Below are 26,097 nucleotides of genomic sequence, written 5' to 3' on the forward strand. Positions count from 1 at the left end.
GGAAATGGCGCTAGTCTCGGACACTCATCGAGTTCCGTTCGGGAGGGTGCCAGCGCACTTCCCGACAATAGCCACGTGAGCGACCCATGACCAAAGTTAATCTGAACGCCGATATGGCGGAAGGATTCGGCGCCTACGACATCGGCGACGATGCCGCGATGCTGAAGATCGTGCGCTCCGCCAACGTCGCCTGCGGCTTTCACGGCGGCGATGCGAATGTCATGGACCGGGTCTGCGCCGCTGCGAAGGCCGAGGGCGTCTCGATCGGCGCACATCCGGGCTTCAACGACCTCTGGGGCTTCGGACGGCGGCGCATCTCCATGGCCCTGCGCGAGGTCGAGGCGATGATCGCCTACCAGGTCGGCGCACTGCAGGCGATGGCGGCGATGCACGGTCTCAGGGTCACGCACATGAAGCCGCACGGAGCTCTCAACAACATGGCCTCCGAGGACAAGGGCCTCGCCGAGGCGATCGTGCGGGCGACGAAGGCGGTCGATCCGGCGATCATTCTGCTGGCGACGACCGGCTCCGAGCTGCTGAAGGCGGGCGAGACGCTGGACGTACCGACCGCCTCCGAGGTCTTCGCCGACCGGACATATGACGCGCAGGGAAACCTGACCAGCCGCAAGCGCGACGACGCCATGATCCGCGACCCCGGGCAAGCGGTTGAGCATGTCCTGCGGATGGTCGAGACCGGAAAGGTCCGCTCGACCGACGGCGTCGAGGTTCCGGTCAGAGTCCATTCCATCTGCGTCCATGGCGACGAGCCGACCGGCCCCGCCGTCGCAAACGCAGTCCGCAAGGCGCTCGAGGCAAAGGGGATCGAGGTCGTTCCCCTGCCGGACGTGCCGCTGAACTGATTTTCCTACAAAGCCCGAAACCCGAGGAGCTACCCCGTGAGCCGCGAACAAGCCATCTCCGCCGCCGCAGACTATTTCGACAGCGGTGAATTCGTGAAGGATCTGACCCGCCGCGTGGCGATCCGCACCGAGAGCCAGCTCTACGAAGAGCGAAAGCCCGAGATGGAGGCCTACATGGCCGAGATGCGCGCGTCGCTGGAGCCGATGGGCTATGTCTGCGAGCAGTTTGAAAACCCGTCACCCAAGGGCGGTCCGTTCCTGATCGCGACCCGGCACGAGGGAGACAATCTGCCGACCGTACTGACCTACGGACATGGCGACGTGGTGCGCGGCATGGAGGGCCAGTGGGCCGAGGGGCGCGATCCCTGGACGCTGACCGAAGTCGGGGACCGGCTCTACGGCCGCGGGATCGTCGATAACAAAGGCCAGCATTCCATCAATATCGCCGGCATCAACGCGGTCCTGAAGACCCGCGGCAAGCTCGGCTTCAATTCGAAGATCCTGATCGAGAGCGGCGAGGAGTCCGGCTCCCCGGGATTAGCGGAGTTCGCGAAGCAGCAGAAGGCGAAGCTGAAGGCCGACTTCCTGATCGCCTCCGACGGCCCGCGCATCAGCGCCGATCATCCGACCGTCTTCATGGGCTCGCGCGGCGCCTATCCGATGGACATCACCTGCGACCTTCGCGAAGGCGCACACCATTCCGGCAACTGGGGCGGCCTGCTCGCCAACCCGGCGGTGATCCTCGCCCACGCGCTCGCCAGCATCGTCGACCGGCGCGGCCAGATCCGCGTGCCGGAATGGCGCCCGACCACCCTGACCCCGGCGATCCGCGCCGCGCTCGCCGAATGCGAGCTCGAGGCCGAGGCGAACGGACCGCAGATCGATCCGAACTGGGGCGAGGAGTCCCTCACCCCGATCGAGCGGGTCATCGGCTGGAACAGCTTCGAGATCCTGGCCTACACGGCCGGCCTGCCCGACAAGCCGGTGAACGCGATCCCCGGAAGGGCGACCTGCCGCGGCCAGCTGCGATTTGTCGTCGGCACCGATCCGGAAGACATCATTCCCGCCCTGCGCCGCCATCTCGACCGCGAGGGCTTCCCGATGGTCACCGTCTCGGACGCCGACCGTGGCTACATGAAGGCGACCCGGCTGGAACCGGACCACCCGCTGGTGCAATGGGCGGCGAATTCGATCCAGCGCTCGACCAACAAGAAGACCGCGATCCTGCCGAACCTCGGCGGTTCCCTGCCGAACGACGTCTTCAGCGAAACCCTCGGTCTCCCCACGATCTGGGTTCCGCATTCCTATGCCTCATGCTCCCAACACGCACCGAACGAGCATGCCCTGAAACCGATCCTGCGCGAGGGTCTGCAGCTGACCGCCGGCCTGTTCTGGGACATCGGCGACGGCACCCTGCCGAAGAGCTGGTGACATCATGACGAAGCGCCGCGTCCTCTCCGCCGAGATCAGTCACGAAACCAATACTTTCAGTGTCTTGCGGACCAATCTTGATGCATATCTCCGCCGCCAGTGCTATTTCGGCGACGATATCGCGAAGCACATGTCCGGGACGGCGACGGAGATCGCCGCCCATATCGACGCCGCGAAGAAATACGGTTGGGACCTGATCCCGACCGTTGCCGCGCATGCGACGCCGAGCGGCATGACCACGGCGGAGACATGGGAAAAGCTTTGCAACACTGTCCTTGCCGGCCTCGATAGCGGTCCGGTCGACGGCGTCATCCTGGCGCTGCACGGCGCCATGGTGACGGAGAGCAGTCTCGACGCCGAAGGCGACCTGCTTGCCCGGCTGCGCAAACGGCTCGGCAAGGACGTTCCGATCGCGGTGACGCTCGATCTTCACGCCAATGTCACCGACGAGATGGGGGAACTCGCCGATTTCATCGTGCCCTACCGGACCTATCCGCATATCGACCAGTATGAGGTCTCGATCGAGGCGGCCGCGCTGCTGCAACAAGCGATGGACGGCAAGCTCCGCCCGGTGACCGTTGTCGCCCGGGCAGCAACGCTCGACGGTCTCAATCACGGCCGGACCCAAGAGGGCCCGATGGTCGCGGCGCTGGCGCGGGCAAAGGAAATCAAGGACACCGATCCCTCCGTACTGGAAATCGGTCTCTGCGCCGGTTTCGCTTGGTCCGATCTCGCTGAGGCCGGCCCCTCCGTGACGGTGACGACGGATGGCGACGCCGATAAGGCAAAGGCGATCGCGGCGGAGTTCGTGGCGTTCATCTGGGAAACGCGGGATCAGAATACGGTTCCCTTGCTTTCCCTCGCGGAGATCGAGGTGAAGATCCGCTCCGGCCCGACGGGCAAGGGTCCGCTCGTCATCGGAGACACCACGGACAATCCCGGCGGCGGGGGCTACGGCGACGGCGTGCGGCTGCTCGAAACGATCATCGCCTCCGGGAACGGCAACGCCGTTCTGGCAGCCATTTGCGACCCGGCAGCGGCCGACCAGGCCCACGCGGCCGGGACCGGCGCGACAATTTCCGTCAGTCTCGGCGCCAAGGTCGACCCAGATCACTACGGCCCCTCGCTCAATGTAGATGCGCGCGTGCTCGCACTCAGCGAGACGGGCGCCTTCGTCTGCGACGGGCCGATGTGGGCCAATATGGGGGTCCGGCTCGGAAAATCGGCTCTGGTCGAGATCGCCGGAGTGAAAGTCGTGGTCGCCAGCAGCAATCTGCAGGTCACGGACCAGCAGGCATTGAAGCTCTTCGGCCTCGATCCCGCCTCTTTCGACGTCATCGGCGTCAAGTCCTCGCACCATTTCCGGGCCGCCTACCAGCCCGTCGCGCGCGAGGTCGTGCTGGTGGACAGCGGCGGACTGGTCTCGCAGGACTACAAGAGCTTCACCTACAAGCACCTGCGCCGGCCGATCTGGCCGATCGACGATATCCAGGACTGAAGACCGGGGTCAGTGGCGCGGAGCGACACTCCGCTCCACCAGCGCCATGAACCGGCGTGTCGGTCCGTCGTGGTACGGTGTCAGGACACCGCCGTCGAACGCGCTCGAGGCACGCCCTTTCTGCATCCGCTCGACCACGTCGATGTCTTCCATAAAAACCTCAACCCATCCTTCGAGGAGCTGGTCGCGGATCTCCGCATAGTCCGTTTCGAGGGCGGTCTCGTCCGCGAAATAGATATGCAGGTCCTCGACAGTCCGGCCCTGCCCGTCCGGGCGCACGATGATCCCGAACAGATGGTCGCGCTGCACGCCGAGCATCAGGTTCGGGTAGACGACCGGGTACTCGCCGCAACGGTCGGACGTCTCGTCGAGATCGGGAAAGGCCGGAAGCTGGCGTCCGCCGATCCCGCCAGGACGGTAATTCGCCGTCACCTGTCCGAAGATGTAAGGCGCGACATCGATCTGGCCGTGGATGTCGAGAGGCGAGACGCGGTTCAGCTCCGGATGCACCCAAGGCAGATGATAGCTCTCCAGATAGTTCTCCATGGCGAGCTTCCAGTTCGCCCGCAGCGAGAAGCTCTTCCCGAATCCATATGAGAGGCGGGAGAAATCGTATTTCGACCAGCGCGCCGTCAGAGGCGCCATGACCTCCTCAAGCGCCTCCGCCACTCCCGAGAGGTCGACAAAGACGAAATCGAGCCACTTTGCCGTACGCACCGGCCGGAGCCCGAGCTTCGACTTGTCTATTGCCGGACACTCATGCCGGTCGGGTCCGCCGACAAAGGGGGTGCGCAGGAGCTTTCCGTCGTGACCATAGGTCCAGGAATGGTAGGGGCAGCGCAATCCGGCCTGACGCTTCATCGGTTCGGTCACGAGAAGAACGCCGCGGTGGCTGCAGACATTGTGAAATCCGCTGATTTCACCGGCCTTGTCCCGCACCAGGACCAGCGGCTGCCCGCCGACATCGACCGGCAAGACATCGCCCGGGTCCGGAACCTGTGCGCCGACAGCCACACAGACCCAGTTTCTTCCGAAAATGCCGTCGGCTTCTTTAATATGCGCGGTTAATTCCGAGTAATACCTGTTGCCGAGTCCCCGCCCCGCAGGCGCGTTCGGACTGAATACTTCCGGCAGATCCTGTTCGGACATGCAGACCCCCACATCGTTATTTTGCGAACACTCTATTACGCCGGCCCTGTGACAGTCTGTCGCGGAGACGACCGATCACCCCAAGAAAACCGTCAACTTCTGAATAAAACAGTCAGGTCTCCACCCTGGGCGAAAAAACAAATTAAATGCAGTGTTTAAGTATCTTTTAAATCTTGTGCGCGAAAACCGCCTTCGGAAAACACCGGACCAAAACTTAACAAGGTCCGACGTATTCAAGACCGAATGAAACAGAACCCGAAGGAAACAAACATGCTCAGGAATCTTGTTCTCGCCGTCGCCATGCTCTTCACCGTTGCGACCGCCGCCAATGCCGCCGAATTCGCCACACAGGACGAAGCCAAGGCCATGGCAGAAAAAGCCGCCGCGCACATCAAGGCCGCCGGCATGGAAACCGCGATTAAAGACTTCATGACCCCGGGCGGCCAGTGGCACGATCGCGACCTCTATGTCTTCGTCTTCGACGCGAAAGGCACGACGATCGCCCACGGCGCGAAGGCTTCTCTAGTCGGCCGCGACCTGACCGGCCTGCGCGACGTCGACGGCAAGCAGTTCATCAAGGAATTCCTGACCGTCTCCGACGCCGGCTGGATCGACTACAAGTGGCAGAACCCGACCACCAACGCGGTCGAGCCGAAGTCGTCCTATATCATCAAGGTCGGCACCGACCTCGTTGGCGTGGGCGCCTACAAGCGCTAATCGGTCCGTTACCTGCTATCCGGGGGCGGCGTGACCGCCCCCGGGAGTTCAAAAAATCTCAAGGGCCAGGAATCAATAAAATGCTCAAGAACCTGCCGATCATCCAGAAAACGCTCATTGCTCCTGGAATTGCCTGCCTGATGATTCTCGTTATCGCGGCAGTGTTCTTCATTTCGTCGAGGCAGACGGCGAACCTGCAGAACCAGGCCGACATGGCACAGAGCTTGGTGCTGAAGACCAAGGATCTGCAGGGCACAGTCAATGCCGGACATGCGACCCTCTTCCGCGCCCTGAGTTGGCAGCAATCCGGCGTTGCCGCTGATGATGTCGCCAAGGCGATGAACGAGGCACGCGAAATCTTCGCCGATGTCGATCTCCAGTTCGACGAGATCGCTTCCATCTCAAGCGAAGACAATGCCGAAGCCATCAAGGAAATCCGCGCCGCCTTCGGCGAATACCGCAAGGTCGCGATCGAGACCCTGGAAACGGTTTCCATCGACGCCTTTCTCGCATCGATGCTCATGACCGACGCCCATATCCGCCTGCTCGATGTTTCGGGCAAGATCGGCGCGCTCTCGGGCTCGATCATCATCAACGCCAACAAGATCCGGCAGGAAGCCGAGGCCGCCGGAAAATTCGCGGAGATCGAAGTACTCGCGGTCGTCGTCGCCGCTTTCGTGCTCGCACTCGCTGTTGGCGTCTACGCCGGCCGGGCCATCACCAATCCGGTGCGCCGGATCACGGCCGTGATCAAGGAGATCGCCGACGGTAACAGCGACACCGATATCACCGATCAGGATCGCCGCGACGAGGTTGGTTCCATTGCCGAGGCGCTGGGCGTCATGAAGCAGGGCCTGATCGAGCGCGAGGAAATGCGCGCCCGCCAGCAGGCCGAGGAGCGGGAACGTGCTGCCCGCGCGCAGAAAATCGAACAGTCGATCAAGCGGTTCGAAGGCATGATCGGCCAATCGATGGCCGAACTGAACGAAATGGCGTCCAACCTGAACACGACCGCCACGGAGATGACCGAGGCGGCCGGCCAGACCAATCGCCAATCCGATCAGGTCGCCTCTGCCGCGACCCTTGCTTCGACCAACGTCAACACCGTCGCCGCCGCGACCGAGGAGCTGTCGGCATCGATCGGGGAGATCACCCGCAAGGTCTCCGATGCGTCCAACATCAGCCATTCGGCTGTTGAGGAAAGCCAGCAGACGAACGCGCAGATGCAGGCGCTGGCCCAGTCCGCGGACAAGATCGGCCAGATTGTCACGCTGATCCGGGATATCGCCGAGCAGACCAATCTGCTCGCCCTCAACGCCACGATCGAAGCCGCGCGGGCGGGCGATGCGGGCAAAGGCTTCGCGGTGGTCGCCTCCGAGGTGAAGAGCCTCGCGAACCAGTCCGCCCAGGCGACCGAAGAGATCTCGACCCAGGTTCAGGAAATCCAGCAATCCAGCGCCGCCGCGGTCGAGGCGATCAACCGGGTGACGGAACTGATCTCCAACCTGTCGGAATCCTCGACCATGATCGCAGGCGCCGTAGAGGAACAGTCCGCCGCGACCTCGGAAATTTCCCGCAACGTCCAGGATGCAGCATCCGGCACCGAGGAAGTGACCAGCAGCATCGCCCATGTGAACGAGGCGACCTCGCGAACCAGCGCCGCCGCGGAGAACGTCACCGGGACTGCGTCTCGCATGAACCACTCGGTGAGCACCCTGCGGAGCCAGGTCGACGCTTTCCTCGCCGAGGTGCGCGCGGTCTGATCCATGCTTCACTTTTGTCGGATGCGGCCGGATTTCGATCCGGCCGCATTCTTTTGCACGCCGGCTTCACGCAACCATAAGATTGCGTCGCATCCATTTATGCATTCTATTTTAAGGTGTAATCGAGCGCCTTTGAGAGTTTGCTTTAATTCCCTATTTTGAGCCAATTTTTTGCGGTTTTCATTCGTTAACTAAGTAATCAAAAGAGACAAATCGTGTGATACACTTCAATTTTTCGGGGAGTATCGCCATGCATGTACAAGAAATTCCCACGTCCTTCTACCGCTCCATCTACCAAACCTCGGAGAACGTCTACCTCTCCCGGTCCGCAGAAGCGGGATCAGGCGAGGAACTGACTGGACGCATCGATGACATCCTGGACAGGCGCCTCGCGACGACAGGGGGATTGTCGTTGAGCGATGCCGCAGAGCTTTTGCTGCTGGTACGCGAACACCCGCTTCCGGAAGCGCGCAAGGCGGTGAAGGACGCCGCCCGGGCCCTCCGGCACCGGACCTTCGGCCACGGCGTCGCCACCATGGTGCCGATCGAGGTCACCTCCTTCTGCTCCAGCACCTGCCGGTTCTGCGGCTGGCGCGCGGATAACAAGGCAATGGCGCGCATGGCGATCACCGGCGCGGCGATCCGTGAACAGGCAAAGGTTCTCGCCGCCAAGGGCTTCTCCCATTTCGAGATCGCCGGTGGAGACGACCTGAAATTCCTGAAAGACAATCTCGCCGAGTTGATCCGCGGCCTGAAACAGGAGACCAGCGCGGTCAATCCCGACGCCCGGGTCTCGCTCTGCCTCGTGCCGATGCACCAGGAACATTACGAGGCGCTGCGCGATGACGGTCTCGACTGCGTGCTGACCTGGCAGGAGACCTACAAGGAAGACCTCTATAATCACCATATCCCGGCCGGACCGAAGGCCTGGGGGATCGATCACGATCTCCGGCTGCAGAAGAAGAACGACAACAGTGTCGGCTGGCTGCACCGGATGCAGTCACAGGAACTGGCGATCCGAGCCGGGTTGCAGGCCGGTCTCGGCACCATGATCGGACTGGCCGAGATCGCCGAGGCGGACATCCTCTCGGTGATCATGCACGGCCAGAAGCTGATCGAGCATTATGCCGATACGATTCAGCCGCTGATCATCGGCATGCCGGCGTGGAACGCAATCCCGACAGAGGAGACCGACCGCCGCGCGACCGAGCGTCCGCCCTTCGAGGTTGAGCAGAATTTCGAGCTGCTCTCGGCGATCTACCTGCTGGCCTTCCCGGACAATCACGCCTGGGTCTTTGCCAACGGGCGGGTGAATCCGACGGTGCAGACCGACTGCGTCGAGACCGCCTCCTTCTTCACCTCGACGCTGGTCCAGATCGCGCCCGGCGCCTATCTCGGCCTCGACGGCAACAAGGTGCCGCGCGATATGTTCGACCGGGTGCGCGGACTTCCCGACGGCGCTCTCTCGCGGGACGAGATCCTATCCGGTGAGCAGTTCGTGCATTACCTCGACAGCCACGAGAATTTCGTCGCCGGCTTCGAGGCGCGCGGCATGAACGTCATCCCGGACCGGGCGAAGCTGCTCCACGCCGATCCGCCGCACCCGGCCGTCGTGGCGGCGGAATAGCACCCCGCCGAGGCCTTCCGCCCATGCTGAAACCGCTCTTCCGGCAGACGACCTGCGACCGTCTGCCAGGTCCCGAAGCGGGGCGCGTCGACGCCCGCGCCACCTGGACCAGGCTGGCGCCAACCCATGCATATGCGGGAGCGGATGCCCCCGACACGCATGCGCTCGATCTGGTCACCTGTGTCAAATCCGGCGAGCCGGGGCTGGTGCACAATCACGGCCATGCCTGGATTCGTCTGGTCTGGCCGGACGGACGCTATTGCAGCCTCGGCTTCTTTCCGGACGAAAGTACCGGCGTCGAGCCGGATGAGTATCCAGGCCTCACCATGCCGGGCATGCTGCTCAGCCCGGACAAGTACGACCGCGTTGGATGGAGCGACCGGGTGACGCGAATCCCGCTCACCCCTGCCGGGTTCGCAGACATCGTCTCCTGGCTAGAGGCCCTGCAGGCTGGCCGGACCGGCGGCAGTCTCGCCTTCGACCTCGTGGACAGGAGCTGCGTCGGCTTCGTCGTCCGCGCCGCCGCCCGGGCCGGTACGGACGTGACAGCGGACATGTCGCCAAGCCGCTTTCTGCTCGACCACCCGGTCCTGCGCCCTTTCAGACATCTTCCGCCCCCGCCCCGGCGGCTCCGGCAGGCGGGCTACAATCTCGTGCTCGCCTGTCTCGGCGGCCGCCTGAGACTCGAAAGACAATGGGTCCGGCGGGCGGACGGCGAAGTCGCAATAGAGAACATCCGGGGCTTTCGTCCGGTTTTTGCGAGTTGGCACGAGGTCCTCACCCGCCCGCTGCCCTTCTATCATGTCCGCGGCATGAGAGACTGGCAGGAACGGTCGGACGGCCTTCTCTCAGGCCTTTCCCTCCGACCGCTTCCAGATCAGGAACGCGATGCAGAGCCACCAGAGCGGACCGACGCCCACGCCGCCCGCGCCGGCGGCGATCTTGACCAGACCCTGATCGCCCGATAGCAGCCCCCCGAAGGCGACCAGATAGAGCAGAGCCGCGACGAGACCGAGCAGGCCGACGGCGCGCGGCAGAAGACCGCGCACCAGCCCGGCACCGTTGACGAGCGCGAGGAAAAGCCCGACGCAGCCGAAGATCAGCCATCCCTGCGTGTCCAGGCTGATCGAGAAGGACAGGATCGCATCCCGAACGTCCTGGCTGCCGGCGGCGACCGCGGCGGCGCGCCGCCCTTCCCCGCCGAGAAGGCGGAAGTAAGTGATCGCGGTCACCGCGTAGCCAAGCAGACCGAGCAGGCAGCCCCACTGCACCGGATCGCCCGTCCGTGCGCCCGCCATGCGGCCGAGTGCGGGGATTACCCCGATGGCGAAAAGCGCCGCGAGGCCGAAACAGGCAAGAAAGCCGGATCGCTCGACGGGCTGCGCGGCGAGCGCCTGCCAGTAAGCGTCCGATCCCGCCGGATGGGCCGAGGACGGATCCACGAGAAAGAAGATCCCGGTTCCGAGATAGGCCAGCGCACAGGCGGCGGCGAGAAAGGCGGCGAAACGGCTCATGATCCGATAACTCCCATGATCGCGAGTGACAGTGCGACACCGACCAGCAGCAGCGCGTAGACCAGGTTCTGGATCCTGACCGCTTTCGGAGAGTTGAACCGGGTTGCGAGCCAGGCGCCCCCGGTCAGCCAGGAGAAATGCGAGGCGAGGCTGAAGATCGTCAGCGCGGCGGCGATCTCAAGCGCAACGCGCCAGGAGGGGCGGCCGGGATCGGCGAACTGGGAGAAGATGACCAGCAGCAATGCCAGCCCCTTGCCGTTCAGCAATTGTACCATCGCCCCCTCGAACAGGCCCGGTGCCGCGCCCTGCAGCCTCTGGTCCTCGGCCGCTTCAGAGGAGCGGAGGATCTTCCAGGCGAGGAACAGGATGAAGAGCGCCCCCGCGATCTGGATGTAGTGAAAGGCATCCGGCACCCTTTTCAGCACGCTGGAGAAGCCTGTCCCGACCAGGAAGGCCGGAACAAAGACCATGACGTCCATGCCAATGACGAAGGGGATCGAGCGGGCGACACCGAACCTGCCACCCGCGGCCGCGCAGAGCAGGTTGCTCGGCCCCGGACTGAACATCAGCGGGAAAACCATCAGGAACAGCAGCAGCAAATCCGTCGGCGTGGACATCGGTTCTCCGCAGACAGCACCAGATGCTATGTATTATTGGTGGAAGCGACGGTATTGTCATGCAGTGATTGGTGGAGGAGCGCTGCGGGGGACCCGGCATGTCGGCAGATGGCACGGCACTCATCATCGGCAGCGGCGTCGGCGGCCTCTCCGCCGCGATCGCCCTGTCCCGCATCGGCGTCGCGTGCGAGATCTTCGAGCGCGGCACCGAGATCGGTCGTGGCGGTACCGGACTCACGCTCTGGCCGAACGCCCTCCGTGCGCTCGAGAAGCTCGGGATCACCCGGAATGTGACGCGCCATGCGGATCCGCTCCAGCGCGGCGAGATCTTCACCTCGAAGGGCCTGCCCCTGACCAGCGTCGATCTTAGCGAGATCAGCCGCCGTTCCGGCATGCCGCTGATCTGCCTGCGGCGCTCGGATCTCTACGGCGCTCTGCTCGACGCCCTCCCCGACGTTCCGATCCATACCGGCAAGCGCTGCGTGTCCTGGCGCGAACATGCAGACGGAATCACCGCCCAATTCGAAGATGGCAGTACCGCCACGGGAGACTTTCTCGTCGCGGCGGACGGTATCCGCTCCCGGCTCCGCCACATCATGCTTGGCGAGGACCCTTTGCGCTATGTCGGCTGGATGACCTGGCGCGGCGTCGCGGACCTGCCACCCGGCACCTTTCCCTCCGGGCTTTACCGTGAGTTCTTCGGGCGCGGCAGCCGTTTCGGGATCTTCGCGATCCGCGCCGACCGGGTCTACTGGTACGGCACGCTCAGCACCGAGGCCGATGAACGCGCGCCGGTCGATCCCTCGCACCGCCCGGAGGCACTGGCCCATTTTCGCGACTGGCCGGAACCCGCGGCGACCGTGATCGCCTCGACCGAGGACGCAAACTTGGTCCGGACCGGGGTCTATGACACGGAACCGCTGCCGCGCTGGGCCAAAGGGCGGATGGCTGTGCTGGGCGACGCCGCCCACCCGATGACGCCGGATCTCGGCCAGGGCGCCTGCCAGGCGATCGAAGACGCGCTCGCCCTCGCCGACTCTGTCGTGGAGGGCGGGGCCGTTCCGGACATTTTGCAGCGATACGAGGCGAGAGGTCTCGCGCGCACGCAAGGGCTGGTCGCGCGCTCGCGTCGGGTCGGCAAGATGCGCCAGTGGCGTCATCCCCTGCTGACCGCTCTCCGCGCCGCGACCATGCGTGCGATCCCGCCGAAGCTGCTGCTGAAGATGTTCGAGACGGACTGAAGCCCGGGCGCGTGCCCTACTCGTCCTTCTTCTCGACCGGCCCTTCCGCCTCGATCCAGGCACCGAGACCGCCCTCGAGATGAGCGACGTTCTCGAGGCCCATATCCTGCGCCGTCTTGGCCGAAAGCGCGGAGCGCCAGCTCGCGGCACAATAGAAGACGAAGGTCTTGTCCTCGCCGAAGAAGTCCTTGAAGTAGGGGCTCGCCGGGTCGATCCAGAATTCGAGCATGCCGCGCGGCACGTGGCGCGCGCCGGGGATGCGGCCGGTCTTGGCGAGCTCGCGCACGTCGCGCACGTCGATGAAGGTCACATCGTCGCGTCCGACCCAGGATTTCGCTTCCTCGACGCCGAGAATGCGTACCTGCTCGTTGGCTTCCGCCACCATGGATTCGACGGTCTTGATCTGTTTGGCGCCCATCGGGCTCTCCCTCGGATTGATTGTTCCGGGAGAGCCTAGGACGGGCGCCGGCGAGATGGAATTGCCTTTCGGGAAAGGGAGCTTTAGCGCCCCTCGCCCATTCCGATGATCAGCCCTCGGCGGCGACCTTCTTCGCATGCTTCTTGCGCTCGTGGATGTCGAGATAGCGCTTGCGCATGCGGATGTTGTTCGGCGTCACCTCGACCAGCTCGTCGTCGTCGATATAAGAGATCGCCTTTTCCAGCGTCATCCGGATCGGCGGCGTGAGCACGATCGCGTCGTCCTTGCCGGCGGCGCGGAAGTTGGTGAGCTGCTTCGACTTCAGGGGGTTGACGTCGAGATCGTTGCCGCGGCTATTCTCGCCGATCACCATGCCCGGATAGATATCCTCGCCGCCGCCGATCATCAGCGGACCGCGCTCCTCGAGATTGAAGAGCGCATAGGACGAGGCCTTGCCCTTCTCGAGGCTGATCAGCACGCCGTTGCGGCGCGCCGGGATCGGGCCCTTGTAGGGGCCGTAGCTGTCGAACACCCGGTTCATGATGCCGGTACCGCGGGTATCGGTCATGAACTCGCCGTGATAGCCGATCAGGCCGCGCGACGGGCAGCGGAAGGTGACACGCTGCTTGCCGCCGCCGGACGGACGCATGTCCATCAGCTCGGCCTTGCGCTGCTGCAGCTTCTCGACGACGGCGCCGGAATATTCCTCGTCGACGTCGATCACCACTTCCTCGATCGGCTCCAGGCGCTGGCCGGTCTGCGGATCCGACTGGAAGAGCACGCGTGGGCGGCTGATGGAAAGCTCGAAGCCCTCGCGGCGCATCTGCTCGATCAGCACGGCGAGCTGCAGTTCGCCGCGGCCGGAAACCTCGAAGGCATCCTTGTCGGCGGTTTCCTTCACCCGGATGGCGACGTTGCCCTCCGCTTCCTTCTGCAGGCGGTCCCAGATCACCCGGCTGGTGACCTTGTCGCCGTCGAGGCCGGCGAGCGGGCTGTCATTGACCGAGAAAGTGACCGCGATGGTCGAGGGATCGATCGGCTGGGCCTCGATCGGCTCGGTCACCGACGGCACGCAGATCGTATCGGCGACGGTGGTCTTGGCGAGACCTGCCAGCGCAACGATGTCGCCGGCCTCCGCCTCGTCCAGCGGCACCCGCTCCAGACCGCGATAGGCAAGGATCTTGGTGATCCGGCCCTGCTCCAGCAGCTTGCCGTTTCGGGAAAGGGACTTCACCGTCAGATTCGGCGTGACCCGGCCCGACTCGATGCGGCCGGTCAGCAGGCGGCCAAGATAGGGATCGGCTTCGACCGTGGTCGCCAGCATGCGGAACGGCGCATCGACATCGACCTTCGGCGCCGGGACATGGCGGCAGATCAGCTCGAAGAGCGGGCTCATGTCGGTGCCCTTCTCCTCTGGCGTCTCGCTCGCCCAGCCGGCCTTGCCGGAGGCGAAAAGCGTCGGGAAGTCGAGCTGCTCGTCGGTCGCCTCGAGCGCGGAGAAGAGATCGAACATCTCGTCCTGCACCTCGTAGGCGCGCTGCTCCGGCTTGTCGACCTTGTTGACGACGACCATCGGGCGCAGGCCAAGTTTCAACGCCTTGCCGAGCACGAACTTGGTTTGCGGCATCGGGCCCTCGGCCGCATCCACCAGAACGACGACGCCATCGACCATGGAGAGGATGCGCTCAACCTCGCCGCCGAAATCGGCGTGACCGGGCGTATCGACGATATTGATGCGGGTGCCCTTCCACTCGACCGAGGTGCATTTCGCAAGGATAGTGATCCCGCGCTCGCGCTCGATGTCGTTGCTGTCCATGGCCCGTTCCTGAACCTGCTGGTTCTCGCGGAAGGTACCGGTCTGTTTCAGCAGCACGTCGCACAGCGTAGTCTTGCCGTGGTCGACGTGCGCGATGATGGCGATGTTTCTGAGGTTCATGAAACGGCTCCAAACGGGACCGCCGCGCGCCGCTTTCCGGCGCGGTGCCAGCGTCCAAAACTGCGATGAATTCCCGCGGGCGTCTCCTGCCCGGACATAGGTCAAACTGGGTCGCCGCTAAAATACGGATATTGCAGCGCAAAACAAGCGCAGCTTTGCATGGCTGCCATCCAACGATGACGTGATCACCCGGGGGCTTTAATACGCGCGGAAATTATGTGAACATAACAGGAACATGTTGGAGGTCTGGCGAATGAGCGTCTCACGCGAACTTGTTGAATATCTTACTGACACGCTGTCGCCTCTCGGCGACATCTCCGCACGGCGAATGTTCAGCGGCTACGGCATAAAATGCGGTGAGGTGAATTTCGCCCTACTGCTTGGATCCGGAGCCTACTTGCGCGTCGACGATTCGAACCGTGCGACGTTCGAAGCGGAAGGCAGCGAGCCCTTCCGCTATATGAAGAAGGATAAGGAAGTCACCGTCGGAACCTATTGGGAGATTCCAGGCGACGTTCTCGATGATCCGGATCGTTTGCTGGACTGGGGGCGGGCCGCCCTTGATGCTGCGCGTCGCTCTTGGAAACCTAAGAAAAAACGAAAATCACGATAAATTCACGCAGCATTGCATATATTACACTCCATCCATCGCGACTTGGAGTCGGCGGACGAATCTCACTGGCCCAAGCTCCGCCTTTTGCTTTTATCCACAAATACCTAGAGATCAGATGGTTCCGGATTCCCAACGCGTTCCTTTCGACAAAGGCGAAACCGTCTGCATGCGCGGCGACCCGTCGGAGTACGTCATGTACGTCCTGAGCGGCGAACTCGCCGTGGAACACAGCCCCGGGCTCTATCTCGAACACGGCGGCAAGGTCATCACCTTCAAGCGCGGCAGTCTGATCGGGGAGAGCTCGGCGATTCTGAAGCGTCCCTGCATGGCGACCTTCGTCGGTTTCACCGAGGGTGCGATCGCCCGGGTTCCGGCGGACCGGATCCGCTCCGAGGTCCGCCGGGCCGGCAAGCTGGCTCAGATGATCATGAAAACCCAGGCGGAAAAGCTGGACACGACCTTCCGTCTGGTCATGCAGAACTACAAGACCGCCTCGAAAAGTCAGATCGACGAAATCTTGCAGCCCGACCGGGACTTCGGCGGCTTCTTCGAGGAAAGCGTCAGCCGCTAGGACGGACGCGTTATCCCACCAGCGTCACCCTCCCCTCCAGCGGATAGGCCGGATCGTTGTAACCCGGCGTCGAGGGATGGCCTTCCGGCACCAGCTCGTCGATCAATGCCTCGTCCTCGGCCGTAAACTCGTAGTGATAGGCTTTCGCATAGGCCTTCCACTGCTCCATCGTGCGCGGCCCGACGATGGAACCGGTGACGAGCGCGTTGTTCAGCACCCAGCCGACCGCGAGGTCGATAATCGTCGCGCCCTTTGCCTCCGCATGCGCCTTGATCTTCTCTGCGATCACCAGGCTCTCCTCGCGCCATTCGGTCTGCATCATCCGCTTGTCGGCGCGCGCGGCACGGCTGCCGGCTTCCGGTTCGGCACCCGGCTTGTATTTTCCGGAGAGCACGCCGCGGGCGAGCGGGCTGTAGGGGAAAACGCCGAGCCCGTAATAATCGCAGGCCGGAAGGTGCTCGGTCTCCGGCATGCGGTTCATGGCGTTGTAGTAGGGCTGGCTGACGACCGGACGGTCGATGCCGGCCGCATCGCAGAGATTGCAGATCTCGGCGACACGCCAGGAGCGATGGTTGGAAACACCGAAATAGCGCACCTTGCCGGCGCGGATCAGATCGGCCATCGCGCCGACGGTCTCTTCCAGAGGCGTCGAATGGTCTTCCTTATGCAGGTAGTAGACGTCGATATAGTCGGTATCGAGCCGCGCCAGCGAATCCTCGCAGGCCTGCAGGACCCATTTGCGGGAGAGTCCGCGCGCGTTCGGATCCTTGTCGTCCATCGGGTTGGCGAGCTTGGTCGCGAGTACCCAGTACTCCCGCTCCGCCGAGATGGCCCGGCCGACCACACGCTCCGACTCGCCGCCGTTATAGGCGTCGGCGGTATCGATGAAATTCAGTCCGAAGTCGCGCGCCTCGGAAATGATTTCCCGGCTCACATCCTCGTCCGTCGGACCGCCAAACATCATCGCGCCGAGACAGAATTTCGACACCTTGAGGCCCGAGCGGCCAAGATTGCGGTATTCCATGTGGTCACTCCCCTGAAACATCCGGTCACATCGCGATCCGGCCCGTGCTGTTATGGCCCGTCCTATTATGGAACGACAGCATAACCGGCTCCCGCGCGCACCGCACTTGAGGATCGGCTTTTCTCCTGCTCTGATGCGGCACGAATGATTTCCGGCACTGGGGAGGAACCGAAATGCCCGAACTGAGCGATAGCGCGCGCAAGAAGCTGGCAACCGTCAGCTCTGCAACCCTGACGACCCTGCTGATGAAGCGCGGGCTCCGGAACCAGTGCATGCAGGGTGTGAGCCGCCTGACGACGCATGACCGCAACATGGTCGGCGAGGCCTTCACCCTGCGCAATATCCCCGCGCGCGAGGATATCGACGTGATCGCCGCCTATGACGATTACGACCATCCGCAGCGCAAGGCGATCGAGACCGTCCCGCCGGGCAAGATCCTCGTGATCGACGCACGTCAGGATCCGACCGCCGCGACCGCCGGGAACATCCTGATGACCCGTCTCGAGGTGCGCGGTGTGGCCGGGTTCGTCTCCGACGGCGGCGTCCGCGATTCCAGCGAGATCGCCGAGTACGACATTCCCTGCTACGTCTCCGGCCCCTCCGCCCCGACCAGCCTGATCAAGCATCACGCCGTCGCGGAGCTGAACACGCCGATCGGCTGCGGCGGCGTCGCGGTCTATCCGGACGACGTGCTCGTCGGCGATGACGAAGGCGTCGTGGTGATTCCGGCGCACCTTGCCGAGGAACTCGCCGACCTGGCCTTCGAGCAAGAGAAGATGGAAGCCTTCATCTCCCAGGAGGTCCGCAGCGGCCGTCCGCTGCGCGGCACCTACCCGCCGGACGCGGACACCAAGGCCCGCTATGAGGAGTGGCGCAAGAAGCAGGAAAACTCGTGAGCGGCGACGGCCGCGACATTGACGCCGCGATCGCCGTGTATGATCAGCATGCACGGCGGCTCGCGGAGCAATGGTCGGCCTATGCCAATGAGTTCGAGGAGTTTCTCGATTTTCACCGGCCGTTTCTGCCGGCAAAAGGTGGCACCGCCCTCGATATCGGGGCCGGTTACGGCACGCACGCGAACGGTCTCGAAGGATTTGGTCTCGACGTGGTCGCGGCAGAGCCGTCCGAGGGCATGCGGGCCGAGGGGCTGAGGCGCTTTCCGGACAGCGAGATACTCTGGCTGGACGACCGGCTGCCGTGGCTGGACAAGGTCGCTGCGCTCGGCCGCCGTTTCGATTTCATGCTGATGAACTCGGTCTGGATGCATCTGCCGCCGGAGTTCCGCGAGGATGGCATGGCAATGCTGGCGAGCCTGCTCGCACCTGGCGGCCATTTCTCCGTCCTGCTACGGCACGGGCCGGCGCCGGAAGACCGTCCGATGCATGAATCCGAGGCGGCTCCCTTCCTTTCTCTTGCCGAGCGGCATGGCTTCGTCTGCCTCGAACGGGTCGCCAGACCCGACGAGATGAACCGCCCCGGCGTTTCTTTCACCCGGCTCATCCTGAGCAATACCGGACAAACCCGATGACCTACGAAACCCTGCTCTTCTCGGTCGACAATTCGATCGCGCGCATCACCCTCAACCGGCCGGAGCGCATCAACGCGATCACGGCGGTCATGCACGAGGAACTGCGCAACGTCATATCCAAGCTGGAGAAGCCCGGCAGCGCGCGCTGCGTGATCATGACCGGCGCGGGGCGCGGTTTCTGCTCCGGGCAGGACCTGGCCGACCGCAAAGCTGTCGATCCGAGCGAACGGCGCGATCTCAGTCAGTCGATCCAGCAGAACTACAATCCGCTGGTGAAACGCATGGCGGCGCTGCCGATCCCGATCGTCACCGCCGTGAACGGTGTCGCTGCCGGTGCGGGCGCTAGCCTCGCGCTCGCCGCCGACATCGTGCTCGCGGGCCACAACACCAAGTTCGTGCAGGCCTTCGTCAATATCGGCCTCGTCCCGGATGCCGGCGGCACCTATGTCCTGCCGCGCCGAGTCGGGCTCGCCAAGGCGCTCGGGATGGCCCTCACCGGCGCGCCGATCACCGGCAGGCAGGCCGCCGACTGGGGCCTGATCTGGAATTCCGTCGAGGATGACAGCCTCGCGGCCGAAGCCGAGGCGCTGGCGAAGACGCTCGCTGCCAAACCTCCTATCGCGCTCGCCTCGATCAAGAAGATCATGCGCGCGTCATTGGAAAACAGCTTTGCGGAGCAGCTCGATCTCGAAGCCGAGTTCCAGCGCCACTGCGGCTACACCGACGACTACCAGGAAGGCATCGCCTCCTTCCTCGAGAAGCGCGCCCCGGACTTCAAAGGCAAGTAGGAGCGGAACGATGAGTGTCGTGATTTATCACAATCCCCGCTGTTCGAAGTCGCGTCAGACGCTGGAGCTGCTGCGCTCGAGAGGGATCGAGCCGGAGATTCGGGAGTACCTGAAAAATCCGCCGAGCATTGCCGAGCTGAAGCAACTACTGACGCAACTCGGACTCGAGCCCCGCGCATTGATGCGGACGAAAGAGGCCGCCTACAAGGAGTTCGATTTAGGCAACAAAGACTCGGACCCTGACGCTTTGGTCCGGGCCATGCACGAGAACCCGGTCCTCATCGAGCGGCCGATCGTCGTTTCCGGAAGCAAAGCAGCGCTCGGCCGGCCGCCGGAGGCGGTGCTGGAGATCCTTTAGCTCAGGAACGCGCAACCCAGGCCGGGTTGCGCTCTTCCGCGGTCAGTTCCCTCAGATGCGCCACCATGCAGGGCCGGGTGCCGCCGCAGGGCGGCTCGTCATGGACATGCACGCAGGGCGAACAGGGCAGCTCGCTGTAGTGAACCGCTTCGTCCGTTCCCGGAAGGTCCTGCAGCAGCGTGTGTGGAGCGGTCGGCCCCCAGAAAGAGGTCGTCGGCACGCCGATCTGCCGCGCAATGTGGAGCAGGCCCGTATCGATGCTCCAGAAGCGGTCCATCTTCGCGATCTCGGCGGCCGTTTCTTTCAGCGGCCAGCGGCCGCAGGCATTCTCGACCGTCACACCCGGCAGGGCCGTGCGGATCGAGGCCGCCATCTCCTCCCCCGCCTCCCGGTCCCCCGGTCCACCGAACAGGGTGATTGAGATATCGCGGCCTTTCATCTCCCGCGCCAGCAAGTCTCCCCATTCGCTGGCGCTGAACATGCGCTCAAGTGCGAGATCGGAACAGAAACAGGCAAGCCCGATCCTCTCGGGCCCGTCGCTCTTCGGGTTTCGAAGTGCAATGGCGTTGGCTGCGAGGAACGCCGACCGACACTTGTCTGCATCCGGGATCTCCGCTCCCAGTTCCCGCGCGATCTGTGCGTAATGCATCGGCGCCGAACCGGACCGGTTGAAATAGAACAGATGCGTCGCGAGGCCTTTTCGCCAGTAGGCCGTATCGAGATAGAAGCTGATCCGGTTCCGCGCCAGGGTCAGCAGACAGAAGATGGTCGAGAGCCGGCTATAGACCTCGAGATCGATCATCGTGTCGCAGCGGAAAACGGCCCGGAGCGTCGTGAAACTGCTGCCGAGGAGCTTCAGGAGAGAGCCGCCATCATCGACCGAGTGAATCTCGTCGAAAATCCCGAGCAGCTCCGCGAAAGGCCGTGTCGCGCCGGTGCAGACGAGGCGCAGCTCCCGCTCCGGATATGCCCTCTTCAATCCGAGCAGCGCCGGATAGGCAAGGACGAGACTGCCGCCGCCAAGCATCTTGAGGATCACGATATCGCCCTTCGGACGAATGTCATGATCCCGGTGCAGGACGAGGCCCAGCACCCGTGCGAACGGCTTCAGGAGAATAATCGCCAACCCGCCGGCGCAGGCATCCAGACGCTGTTTCGCGCGCAGTTTCAAAGCTCTGCGTCCCGTTCTCCAAGGGCACCGGCTTCGGCGGCATAGGTGGCAAGCTTTTTTCGTTCCGGCGCCTGCAGCAGGAAGGCCGCTCCCGACATCACGCCTCCGGTGAGCGACAGGGCGCCCCAAACGAGCGAGATGAGAAGACCGGTCTCTGCCGGGATACCGACAAGTCCGAGCGCGAAGATCACAGCTCCTTCCCGGACCCCCCATCCGGCGATCGAGATCGGCACGGCGAGGGTGAGCAGGACTGGCAGCGTCAGACCGAGCACGGTGAAGAAACCGATATCCGCGCCCGCCGCCCGAGTGACGAGCCAGACGCAGGCCGCGGTCGAAAGCTGGGTCATCAGGCCGAAGATCGCGATGCGCAGACTTGCCCCGCCTTCCGCCCAGAGCAGATTCGCGTTCATCGCGATCGGCGCCAGCTTGCGCAGGAAGCGGGTCCGATCGAGCACCCGTGCGACCGGGCGCGCCAGCGCGAAGCCGGACGGCATGACGATCATTGCCGCGACCACCAGCACCACCAGAGATTCCGTCACCGGTCCATCCGGCAGAATGGTCGCCAGGTGCGGGAGCATCGCCGCGAGCAGCAGCACGAGGATCATGAGCGCCGCGACCCGGTCCAGCAGAACGGAGCAGACCGCCCTGCCCCATCCTTTACCGCCGCGCCCGGCGCTCCAGACGCGGTAAGCATCGCCGCCGAGGGCGGACGGCAGCATCTGGTTCAGGAACACACCGACCAGATGGATCCGTATCACCTCGCGCGTTTCCAGCTCCAGCCCGATCAGCCGGAGAAGCTCGCGCCAGCGGAGCGCACCGAGCGGATATTGTATGACCAGCACGACGAATGCCGCGCAGAGGAGCATGGGATCGAGTTCGGAAACCGCATCGAACAGCCGCGTGCGGTCGATCGATCCGAGCACCCAGTAGAGCAGCCCGCCGCTGACCGCGAGCTTCACCAAAAGGATGACGAGCGACCTGTTCACTGCGGCACCGGGACGGCGCTACGGCGCGCGGCTTTCTCAAAGTGCGACACGGTAGCGCCGGCACAATGCGGATCAAGGTCGAGATCGAGACGAAGAGTTTCCACCCGCCCGGCATAAAGGACCATCGGGTCCACGTCGAGAGGAACGACATGCACGCCGGACGAGAGGTCGAATTCGAGCGAACTGCCGCCATCCACGGAGATCCGGCCTTTTCCGGCGCCCCTGCCTTTTTCGCAGGCCAGTTCGAACAGAAGGAAATCGGCATCCGCACCAGGCTGGATATCGAACCGTGCCTGTGTTCCGAAAATCCGGTGGCGCCCGGGTTCGGGTGTCTGCGTCTCCGCTGCCCCTTCGAGCGTTTCGACATCCGACCTGGAAGCGAACCAGTCCGCGTCCGCTGAGGCACCCCATACCGAGGGCAGCTTTGCCAGCGGCGGCGGCGCGAAGAGCTTGGCAAGAATGTTCCTTTGAGCCGTTGCGGAGAGGACCGGGACTGTCAGCCGGTCCGGGCGAACCGCAAAGACGAAAGGTTCGACGAAAACGACGTCATAGATGCCGTCCCGCAATTGTTCGAAAACCCAGCCGGCAAGAAGCGGTGCCCTGAGCGGCAGGGTAAAGGGCCCGGCCCCGCTCGGCAGCGTTCCGAGCAAAATGACGGGCGGCGGCGCCTCGCCCAGCCGTGCGACCGAGCGGCTCTGCATGCCTTCCGCGGGGAGTGTCAGGACGGCGCCGCTCTCGATCGGCACCGCACGCCCAGTGTAGAAATATTGGGCGTTTGCGTTCGAAAGATCGAGATAGGTCTCGCCCGCTTTGAGCCAGCCGTCGAGTGCGCTCTTCAACGGCACCATACGCGTAAGCAGCGCCTCAGGGACAACCGTGCGGCCGAGAGCCGGAAGACCGATCGCCGCGCCATCGGCGGCGCTCTCGCCAGGCAGCACCGCGCGCGTCGCTTGCGGCAGCCGCAAAAGCTCCGTCACGCTGAGCCTGTGTGCGAATGCGGGTGCGAGCAGGCCGAGCGCCGCAACGAGCGCGACGATCGCTCCCGTCCGAACGCTCGCCGCCATGCTCCAGGCAAGTGGAATGCCGGCAAGCGCGAGCGCAAACATCGAGAGTGCCCCCGCCCTAGACGGACCGCCGGCATCGATGCGGCCGATCGTGTGAGGAATGACCAGCAGCATGAAGAGACCGGCAACACCGGCAAAGACGGCGAGCCGGTCCTCGCGCAACGCGGCCACGGGGTTGGCGCAGCCGCGCAACAAGCGCATCGCGGCGGTGACCAGCAACAGCAGCATCGCCGGAAGCCAGAGATTCCGTGCAAGTTCCCAGAAAGCTCCGTTCACCGGCCAGTCGCGCGCCAGGCTGTGGGCCCAGTCGAGCCCATGCACCGCGCCGTAGAGTGGCCGGTTCTCCAGCATGAAGCGGATCTGCGCCAGCACGATCTCGCCCGGGCCAAGCAGAAACAGCCCTCCGGCCAGCACGGCAACGCCAAACGCAGCGAACGCGAGCTTGCCCGGCATTTGCCGTACACCCCTCCAAAGATGGATGAGCGCGAGCGGCGCGCAAGCGATCACGACCATCGCTCCGGGTCCGGGCGCGAGAAGCACGAGAGCGATCCCAGCGGCGAGATAACACCAGAGCCATCGGACCGGATGCGACTGCAGGTTTCTCCCTGTCAGGAAAACCAGCCCGCAGAACACCGCGATGAAGATCGGGTAGCGCCCGGTCACCGGGAAGAGGAGAAGTGCGAGCAACGCCGGCACCGGCCCGGCAAGCCGTCCGAGCGCGAACGCCGCCGCCAGCGTCGACGCCCCGCGCACCAGCTGACGGGACTGCTCGAAGCCCGCAAGCGTCCCGTCCAGCAGCAGGCCATTGACCATTCCCGAAAGGTAATCGACCAGACCGTGGGACGGGCTGTAGTCGATATAAGGCAACTTGCCGAACCCGGCCCATTGCTGCCACGGGATCAGCCACTCCCCGTGATGGTAATAGTCGAGCGGATTGTCCATGCCATAGGGCGTCGGCCGCCCGTCCGCGAAGAGAACGAGTATGGCGATGGCGGCGATGCTCATCACGGGCAATGTCGCGCCCTTGCGCTTCCAGGCCGGGACAAGTGCCGCATAACCGATAAGTGCCGCCAGTGCGGGAACCGCCAGGAAGGCTGCCGTCAGAGGTGCCGTTCTTTCCCAAGGCAGTCCCTCCGCAGCCGGCGGCAGTATCAAAGCAAAGAATGCAAGCGGCAGTCCGAGCTGTGCGGCAGCGAAGATCCGTCCGAGATAGCGCTCGGGCAGACGCCCCGTGAGCACCAGAATCGACCCAAGGTAGACCAGCAGAAACGCGGCTGCCGCCAAAGCGCCGACGCCCCGCCCGGACATCATCTCCGGCACCAGAAACAGCCGCGCGCCAGCCGTCGTCACGCAGATCGCCGACAGTGCCGCCAAAACGGGGGCGCCGACAGCGACGGCGACCCAATCGCGGTACCGGTCCGCTGCAAGCTGTCCCAGCCTGCAGGCAACCGAAGCGCCAAGCAGGAGAAGGATCAGAGCCGCGGACAGATGAAGCAGGCTGAGATCGGCGAAATAAGGAGGCCCTGAGAAAGGTCTCCCGAGGACCTGCGAGGCACACCAGAAAACGGCGGGCAGTAGCGCCCAAGTCAGATATTCACGAAAGGAAGCACGCGTCTCCGGATCGTCGGCAAACCGAAACCTGAAAAAGGCAATCGCGGCAAAGGCGCCCAGCGTTCCCGCGGCGAACGCCCAGACCAGCAGGAAATCACCGCCCTTGCCGGCACCGGAGAACGTGAGCTCGCCGACAACCGGAGACGGATGAGTCTCGGGCCCGCCGACATGGACTTTCTGCAAGAGCGCCGCGACGGCCGCGCCAAGGCAAAGCGAAGCCGCCCACTCGCTCCAGTGACCTTCGCACTTGCCGTGGCGCCCGGTCCGCTCCATCGCACTCAGGCGTCCCGCTTGCTGACACCCGAAACGATCTCGAGCGCGACAAGCCCGGTGATCGTGTCGTCGTCGTCCGGAAGCACCTTGAACATGGCCGCATCCATGATCCGGTGCAGCGATTTCCGTTCATTCTCGTAGAGCCCGTTCACACCGGCATTGAGGAAATAGGTCCCGGCGGTCAGGTCGCATACGAATTCGAACTCGACATCGATCACCTCGCCTGCGGCGTAATCCGGCAAGCCGCGGCGCAGGCTGTGCGTCGAACGACCGGCAAGCAGAACGCCCTGGATCGTCTTGATCATCATCGCGCACATCACCTGCTCGCGCGCCTCCGAGAACGCGACCCGATAGCGGAACGCGTAGTGCCGCCCGCGCACCAGCAGATTGACCGGCTTGCCATCCAGCGTCTCGATGCGCGGATCCTGAATCTCCGCGCCGAGGCTGACATAGGCGGTGCGGCTTTCCGGCACCATCGCCGCGTCGTGGGTCTCTGTCGCTTCCCGGCGCTCGCTGACATGCCGGCGGATTTCCTCGCGCACGGACTCGAACTGGTCGGCAGGTGCGTGGGTCAGCTTGTGGTAGCTCGCGATCACAGCTTTCGGATCGCCGTCCATCAGCATCTCGCCCCGGTCGAGCAGGACCGCCCGATCGCAAAGCTGGGTAATCATCCCGGCCGCATGGCTGACGAAAAGGATCGTGGTACCGCGCCGCTTCAGCTCCTCGATGCGCGCGAAACATTTGCGCTGAAAGCCCTCGTCACCAACCGCGAGCGCCTCGTCGACGATGAATATTTCCGGATCGACGCTGACCGCGACGGCGAAAGCGAGCCGCACATACATGCCGCTCGAATAAGTCTCGACCGGTCGGTCGAGAAACTCCGCCAGACCCGAAAAGGCGACGATATCGTCGAAACGCGCATCGATCTCTTCCTTGGAGAGGCCAAGGATCGCACCGTTCATGTAAATGTTCTCGCGGCCCGTGGCGGACGGATTGAACCCCGCCCCGAGTTCCAACAGCGCGGACACCCGGCCATTCACGCTTACATGGCCTTCCGTCGCGGTCAGCAACCCGGCGACGATCTGCAACAGGGTCGACTTGCCGGATCCGTTGCGTCCAACGATGCCCACGGTTTCTCCCCGATTCACCCGGAAGGAGACGCCGTCGAGCGCGACGAAGGGCGTGAAATAGGTTCGCCGTCCGCGCAGCAGCGCCTGCTTCAGCCTATCGAGGGGCTGGCGGTAGATATTGAAGATCTTTGTGATCCCGGAAATATCGATGGCAAGTTCGCCCTCGTCTCCGGATCGGGTGACGGCGTTGCCGTCCTGAATGCTCATGT

At 63.9% G+C, this 26,097-nt stretch carries 24 protein-coding genes; 14 read left to right on the forward strand and 10 right to left on the reverse strand.

Annotated features, from left to right (window positions below):
* Positions 1-86: 86 nt before the first annotated feature.
* The 3 genes from IG122_RS04625 to IG122_RS04635 are packed head-to-tail and all read left to right on the forward strand — an operon-like array spanning position 87 to position 3,789.
* Positions 87-860 carry a LamB/YcsF family protein gene (locus tag IG122_RS04625; protein WP_193180934.1) on the forward strand — a complete coding sequence of 258 codons (774 nt, stop codon included), beginning with the start codon at positions 87-89 and terminating at the stop codon, positions 858-860.
* A gap of 36 nt (positions 861-896) precedes the next feature.
* Positions 897-2,291, forward strand: a complete 1,395-nt coding sequence (locus IG122_RS04630; RefSeq protein WP_193180937.1) for a M20 family metallopeptidase — start codon at positions 897-899, stop codon at positions 2,289-2,291.
* A 4-nt stretch (positions 2,292-2,295) separates the two neighbouring features.
* A complete protein-coding gene (locus IG122_RS04635; protein ID WP_226893326.1) occupies positions 2,296-3,789 on the forward strand; it encodes a M81 family metallopeptidase in 1,494 nt (497 codons plus the stop codon).
* A gap of 9 nt (positions 3,790-3,798) precedes the next feature.
* On the opposite strand, the gene IG122_RS04640 is transcribed toward IG122_RS04635, so the two are convergent.
* Complete coding sequence (locus tag IG122_RS04640; RefSeq protein WP_193180938.1) at positions 3,799-4,803, reverse strand: aromatic ring-hydroxylating oxygenase subunit alpha; 1,005 nt, start codon at positions 4,801-4,803, stop codon at positions 3,799-3,801.
* A gap of 405 nt (positions 4,804-5,208) precedes the next feature.
* On the opposite strand from IG122_RS04640, the gene IG122_RS04645 reads away from it, so the two are divergent.
* From IG122_RS04645 to IG122_RS04660, 4 genes are all read left to right on the forward strand, one after another.
* Entirely contained in the window at positions 5,209-5,655 is a 447-nt protein-coding gene (locus tag IG122_RS04645; RefSeq protein WP_193180940.1) for a cache domain-containing protein, read from the forward strand.
* Positions 5,656-5,735: 80 nt separating this feature from the next.
* Positions 5,736-7,418: a methyl-accepting chemotaxis protein gene (locus IG122_RS04650; RefSeq protein ID WP_193180942.1), complete on the forward strand. Its 1,683-nt coding sequence runs from the start codon at positions 5,736-5,738 to the stop codon at positions 7,416-7,418.
* Positions 7,419-7,668: 250 nt separating this feature from the next.
* Positions 7,669-9,045, forward strand: coding sequence for a hypothetical protein (locus IG122_RS04655; RefSeq protein ID WP_193180944.1), 1,377 nt, complete (start codon positions 7,669-7,671; stop codon positions 9,043-9,045).
* Positions 9,046-9,068: 23 nt separating this feature from the next.
* Positions 9,069-10,013 (forward strand): hypothetical protein, encoded by a 945-nt coding sequence (locus IG122_RS04660; RefSeq protein ID WP_193180946.1) that lies wholly within the window; start codon positions 9,069-9,071, stop codon positions 10,011-10,013.
* Here the strand turns inward: IG122_RS04660 and IG122_RS04665 are convergent.
* Both IG122_RS04665 and IG122_RS04670 read right to left on the reverse strand, forming a co-directional pair.
* Complete coding sequence (locus IG122_RS04665; RefSeq protein WP_193180948.1) at positions 9,894-10,559, reverse strand: hypothetical protein; 666 nt, start codon at positions 10,557-10,559, stop codon at positions 9,894-9,896. The two genes, IG122_RS04660 and IG122_RS04665, sit on opposite strands and share 120 nt — an antisense overlap.
* Positions 10,556-11,176 (reverse strand): LysE family translocator, encoded by a 621-nt coding sequence (locus IG122_RS04670; protein ID WP_193180951.1) that lies wholly within the window; start codon positions 11,174-11,176, stop codon positions 10,556-10,558. Before IG122_RS04670 ends, IG122_RS04665 begins: the two co-directional genes overlap by 4 nt.
* 98 nt (positions 11,177-11,274) lie before the next feature.
* Between IG122_RS04670 and IG122_RS04675 the strand changes: the two genes are divergently transcribed.
* Entirely contained in the window at positions 11,275-12,417 is a 1,143-nt protein-coding gene (locus tag IG122_RS04675) for an FAD-dependent monooxygenase (RefSeq protein WP_193180953.1), read from the forward strand.
* 16 nt (positions 12,418-12,433) lie between these two features.
* Here the strand turns inward: IG122_RS04675 and IG122_RS04680 are convergent, their stop codons facing one another.
* Entirely contained in the window at positions 12,434-12,835 is a 402-nt protein-coding gene (locus IG122_RS04680) for a rhodanese-like domain-containing protein (protein ID WP_193180955.1), read from the reverse strand.
* Positions 12,836-12,944: 109 nt separating this feature from the next.
* Positions 12,945-14,771 carry a translational GTPase TypA gene (gene typA, locus IG122_RS04685; protein ID WP_193180957.1) on the reverse strand — a complete coding sequence of 609 codons (1,827 nt, stop codon included), beginning with the start codon at positions 14,769-14,771 and terminating at the stop codon, positions 12,945-12,947.
* Between the two features lie 253 nt (positions 14,772-15,024).
* Between typA and IG122_RS04690 the strand changes: the two genes are divergently transcribed.
* Positions 15,025-15,384: a TfoX/Sxy family protein gene (locus IG122_RS04690; RefSeq protein WP_193180959.1), complete on the forward strand. Its 360-nt coding sequence runs from the start codon at positions 15,025-15,027 to the stop codon at positions 15,382-15,384.
* A 115-nt stretch (positions 15,385-15,499) separates the two neighbouring features.
* Positions 15,500-15,955, forward strand: a complete 456-nt coding sequence (locus IG122_RS04695; RefSeq protein WP_193180960.1) for a Crp/Fnr family transcriptional regulator — start codon at positions 15,500-15,502, stop codon at positions 15,953-15,955.
* 10 nt (positions 15,956-15,965) lie between these two features.
* On the opposite strand, the gene IG122_RS04700 is transcribed toward IG122_RS04695, so the two are convergent.
* Positions 15,966-16,979 carry an aldo/keto reductase gene (locus IG122_RS04700; protein ID WP_193180961.1) on the reverse strand — a complete coding sequence of 338 codons (1,014 nt, stop codon included), beginning with the start codon at positions 16,977-16,979 and terminating at the stop codon, positions 15,966-15,968.
* 173 nt (positions 16,980-17,152) lie between these two features.
* Between IG122_RS04700 and IG122_RS04705 the strand changes: the two genes are divergently transcribed.
* Genes IG122_RS04705 through arsC form a run of 4 tightly spaced genes read left to right on the forward strand, consistent with a single transcriptional unit; the run spans position 17,153 to position 19,653 of the window.
* The gene (locus tag IG122_RS04705; protein WP_193180962.1) at positions 17,153-17,875 is read left to right on the forward strand and encodes a ribonuclease activity regulator RraA; all 723 of its coding nucleotides are present in this window, start codon (positions 17,153-17,155) and stop codon (positions 17,873-17,875) included.
* Complete coding sequence (locus IG122_RS04710) at positions 17,872-18,507, forward strand: class I SAM-dependent methyltransferase (protein ID WP_193180963.1); 636 nt, start codon at positions 17,872-17,874, stop codon at positions 18,505-18,507. The genes IG122_RS04705 and IG122_RS04710 overlap by 4 nt, the downstream gene beginning before the upstream one ends.
* Positions 18,504-19,295, forward strand: coding sequence for a 2-(1,2-epoxy-1,2-dihydrophenyl)acetyl-CoA isomerase PaaG (gene paaG, locus IG122_RS04715; protein WP_193180964.1), 792 nt, complete (start codon positions 18,504-18,506; stop codon positions 19,293-19,295). Before IG122_RS04710 ends, paaG begins: the two co-directional genes overlap by 4 nt.
* A gap of 10 nt (positions 19,296-19,305) precedes the next feature.
* Positions 19,306-19,653 carry an arsenate reductase (glutaredoxin) gene (gene arsC, locus IG122_RS04720; protein WP_193180965.1) on the forward strand — a complete coding sequence of 116 codons (348 nt, stop codon included), beginning with the start codon at positions 19,306-19,308 and terminating at the stop codon, positions 19,651-19,653.
* Between the two features lies 1 nt (position 19,654).
* Here arsC and IG122_RS04725 read toward each other — a convergent pair whose 3' ends face one another.
* Genes IG122_RS04725 through IG122_RS04740 form a run of 4 tightly spaced genes read right to left on the reverse strand, consistent with a single transcriptional unit; the run spans position 19,655 to position 26,095 of the window.
* The gene (locus tag IG122_RS04725; RefSeq protein ID WP_193180966.1) at positions 19,655-20,824 is read right to left on the reverse strand and encodes a glycosyltransferase family 9 protein; all 1,170 of its coding nucleotides are present in this window, start codon (positions 20,822-20,824) and stop codon (positions 19,655-19,657) included.
* Positions 20,821-21,810 carry a lysylphosphatidylglycerol synthase transmembrane domain-containing protein gene (locus IG122_RS04730; RefSeq protein WP_193180967.1) on the reverse strand — a complete coding sequence of 330 codons (990 nt, stop codon included), beginning with the start codon at positions 21,808-21,810 and terminating at the stop codon, positions 20,821-20,823. The genes IG122_RS04725 and IG122_RS04730 overlap by 4 nt, the downstream gene beginning before the upstream one ends.
* A complete protein-coding gene (locus IG122_RS04735; protein ID WP_193180968.1) occupies positions 21,807-24,758 on the reverse strand; it encodes a hypothetical protein in 2,952 nt (983 codons plus the stop codon). The genes IG122_RS04730 and IG122_RS04735 overlap by 4 nt, the downstream gene beginning before the upstream one ends.
* 5 nt (positions 24,759-24,763) lie before the next feature.
* Complete coding sequence (locus tag IG122_RS04740; RefSeq protein ID WP_193180970.1) at positions 24,764-26,095, reverse strand: ABC transporter ATP-binding protein; 1,332 nt, start codon at positions 26,093-26,095, stop codon at positions 24,764-24,766.
* Positions 26,096-26,097: the final 2 nt, after the last annotated feature.

Origin of the sequence: Nisaea sediminum (genome assembly GCF_014904705.1) — a bacterium.
GTDB lineage: Bacteria > Pseudomonadota > Alphaproteobacteria > Thalassobaculales > Thalassobaculaceae > Nisaea > Nisaea sediminum.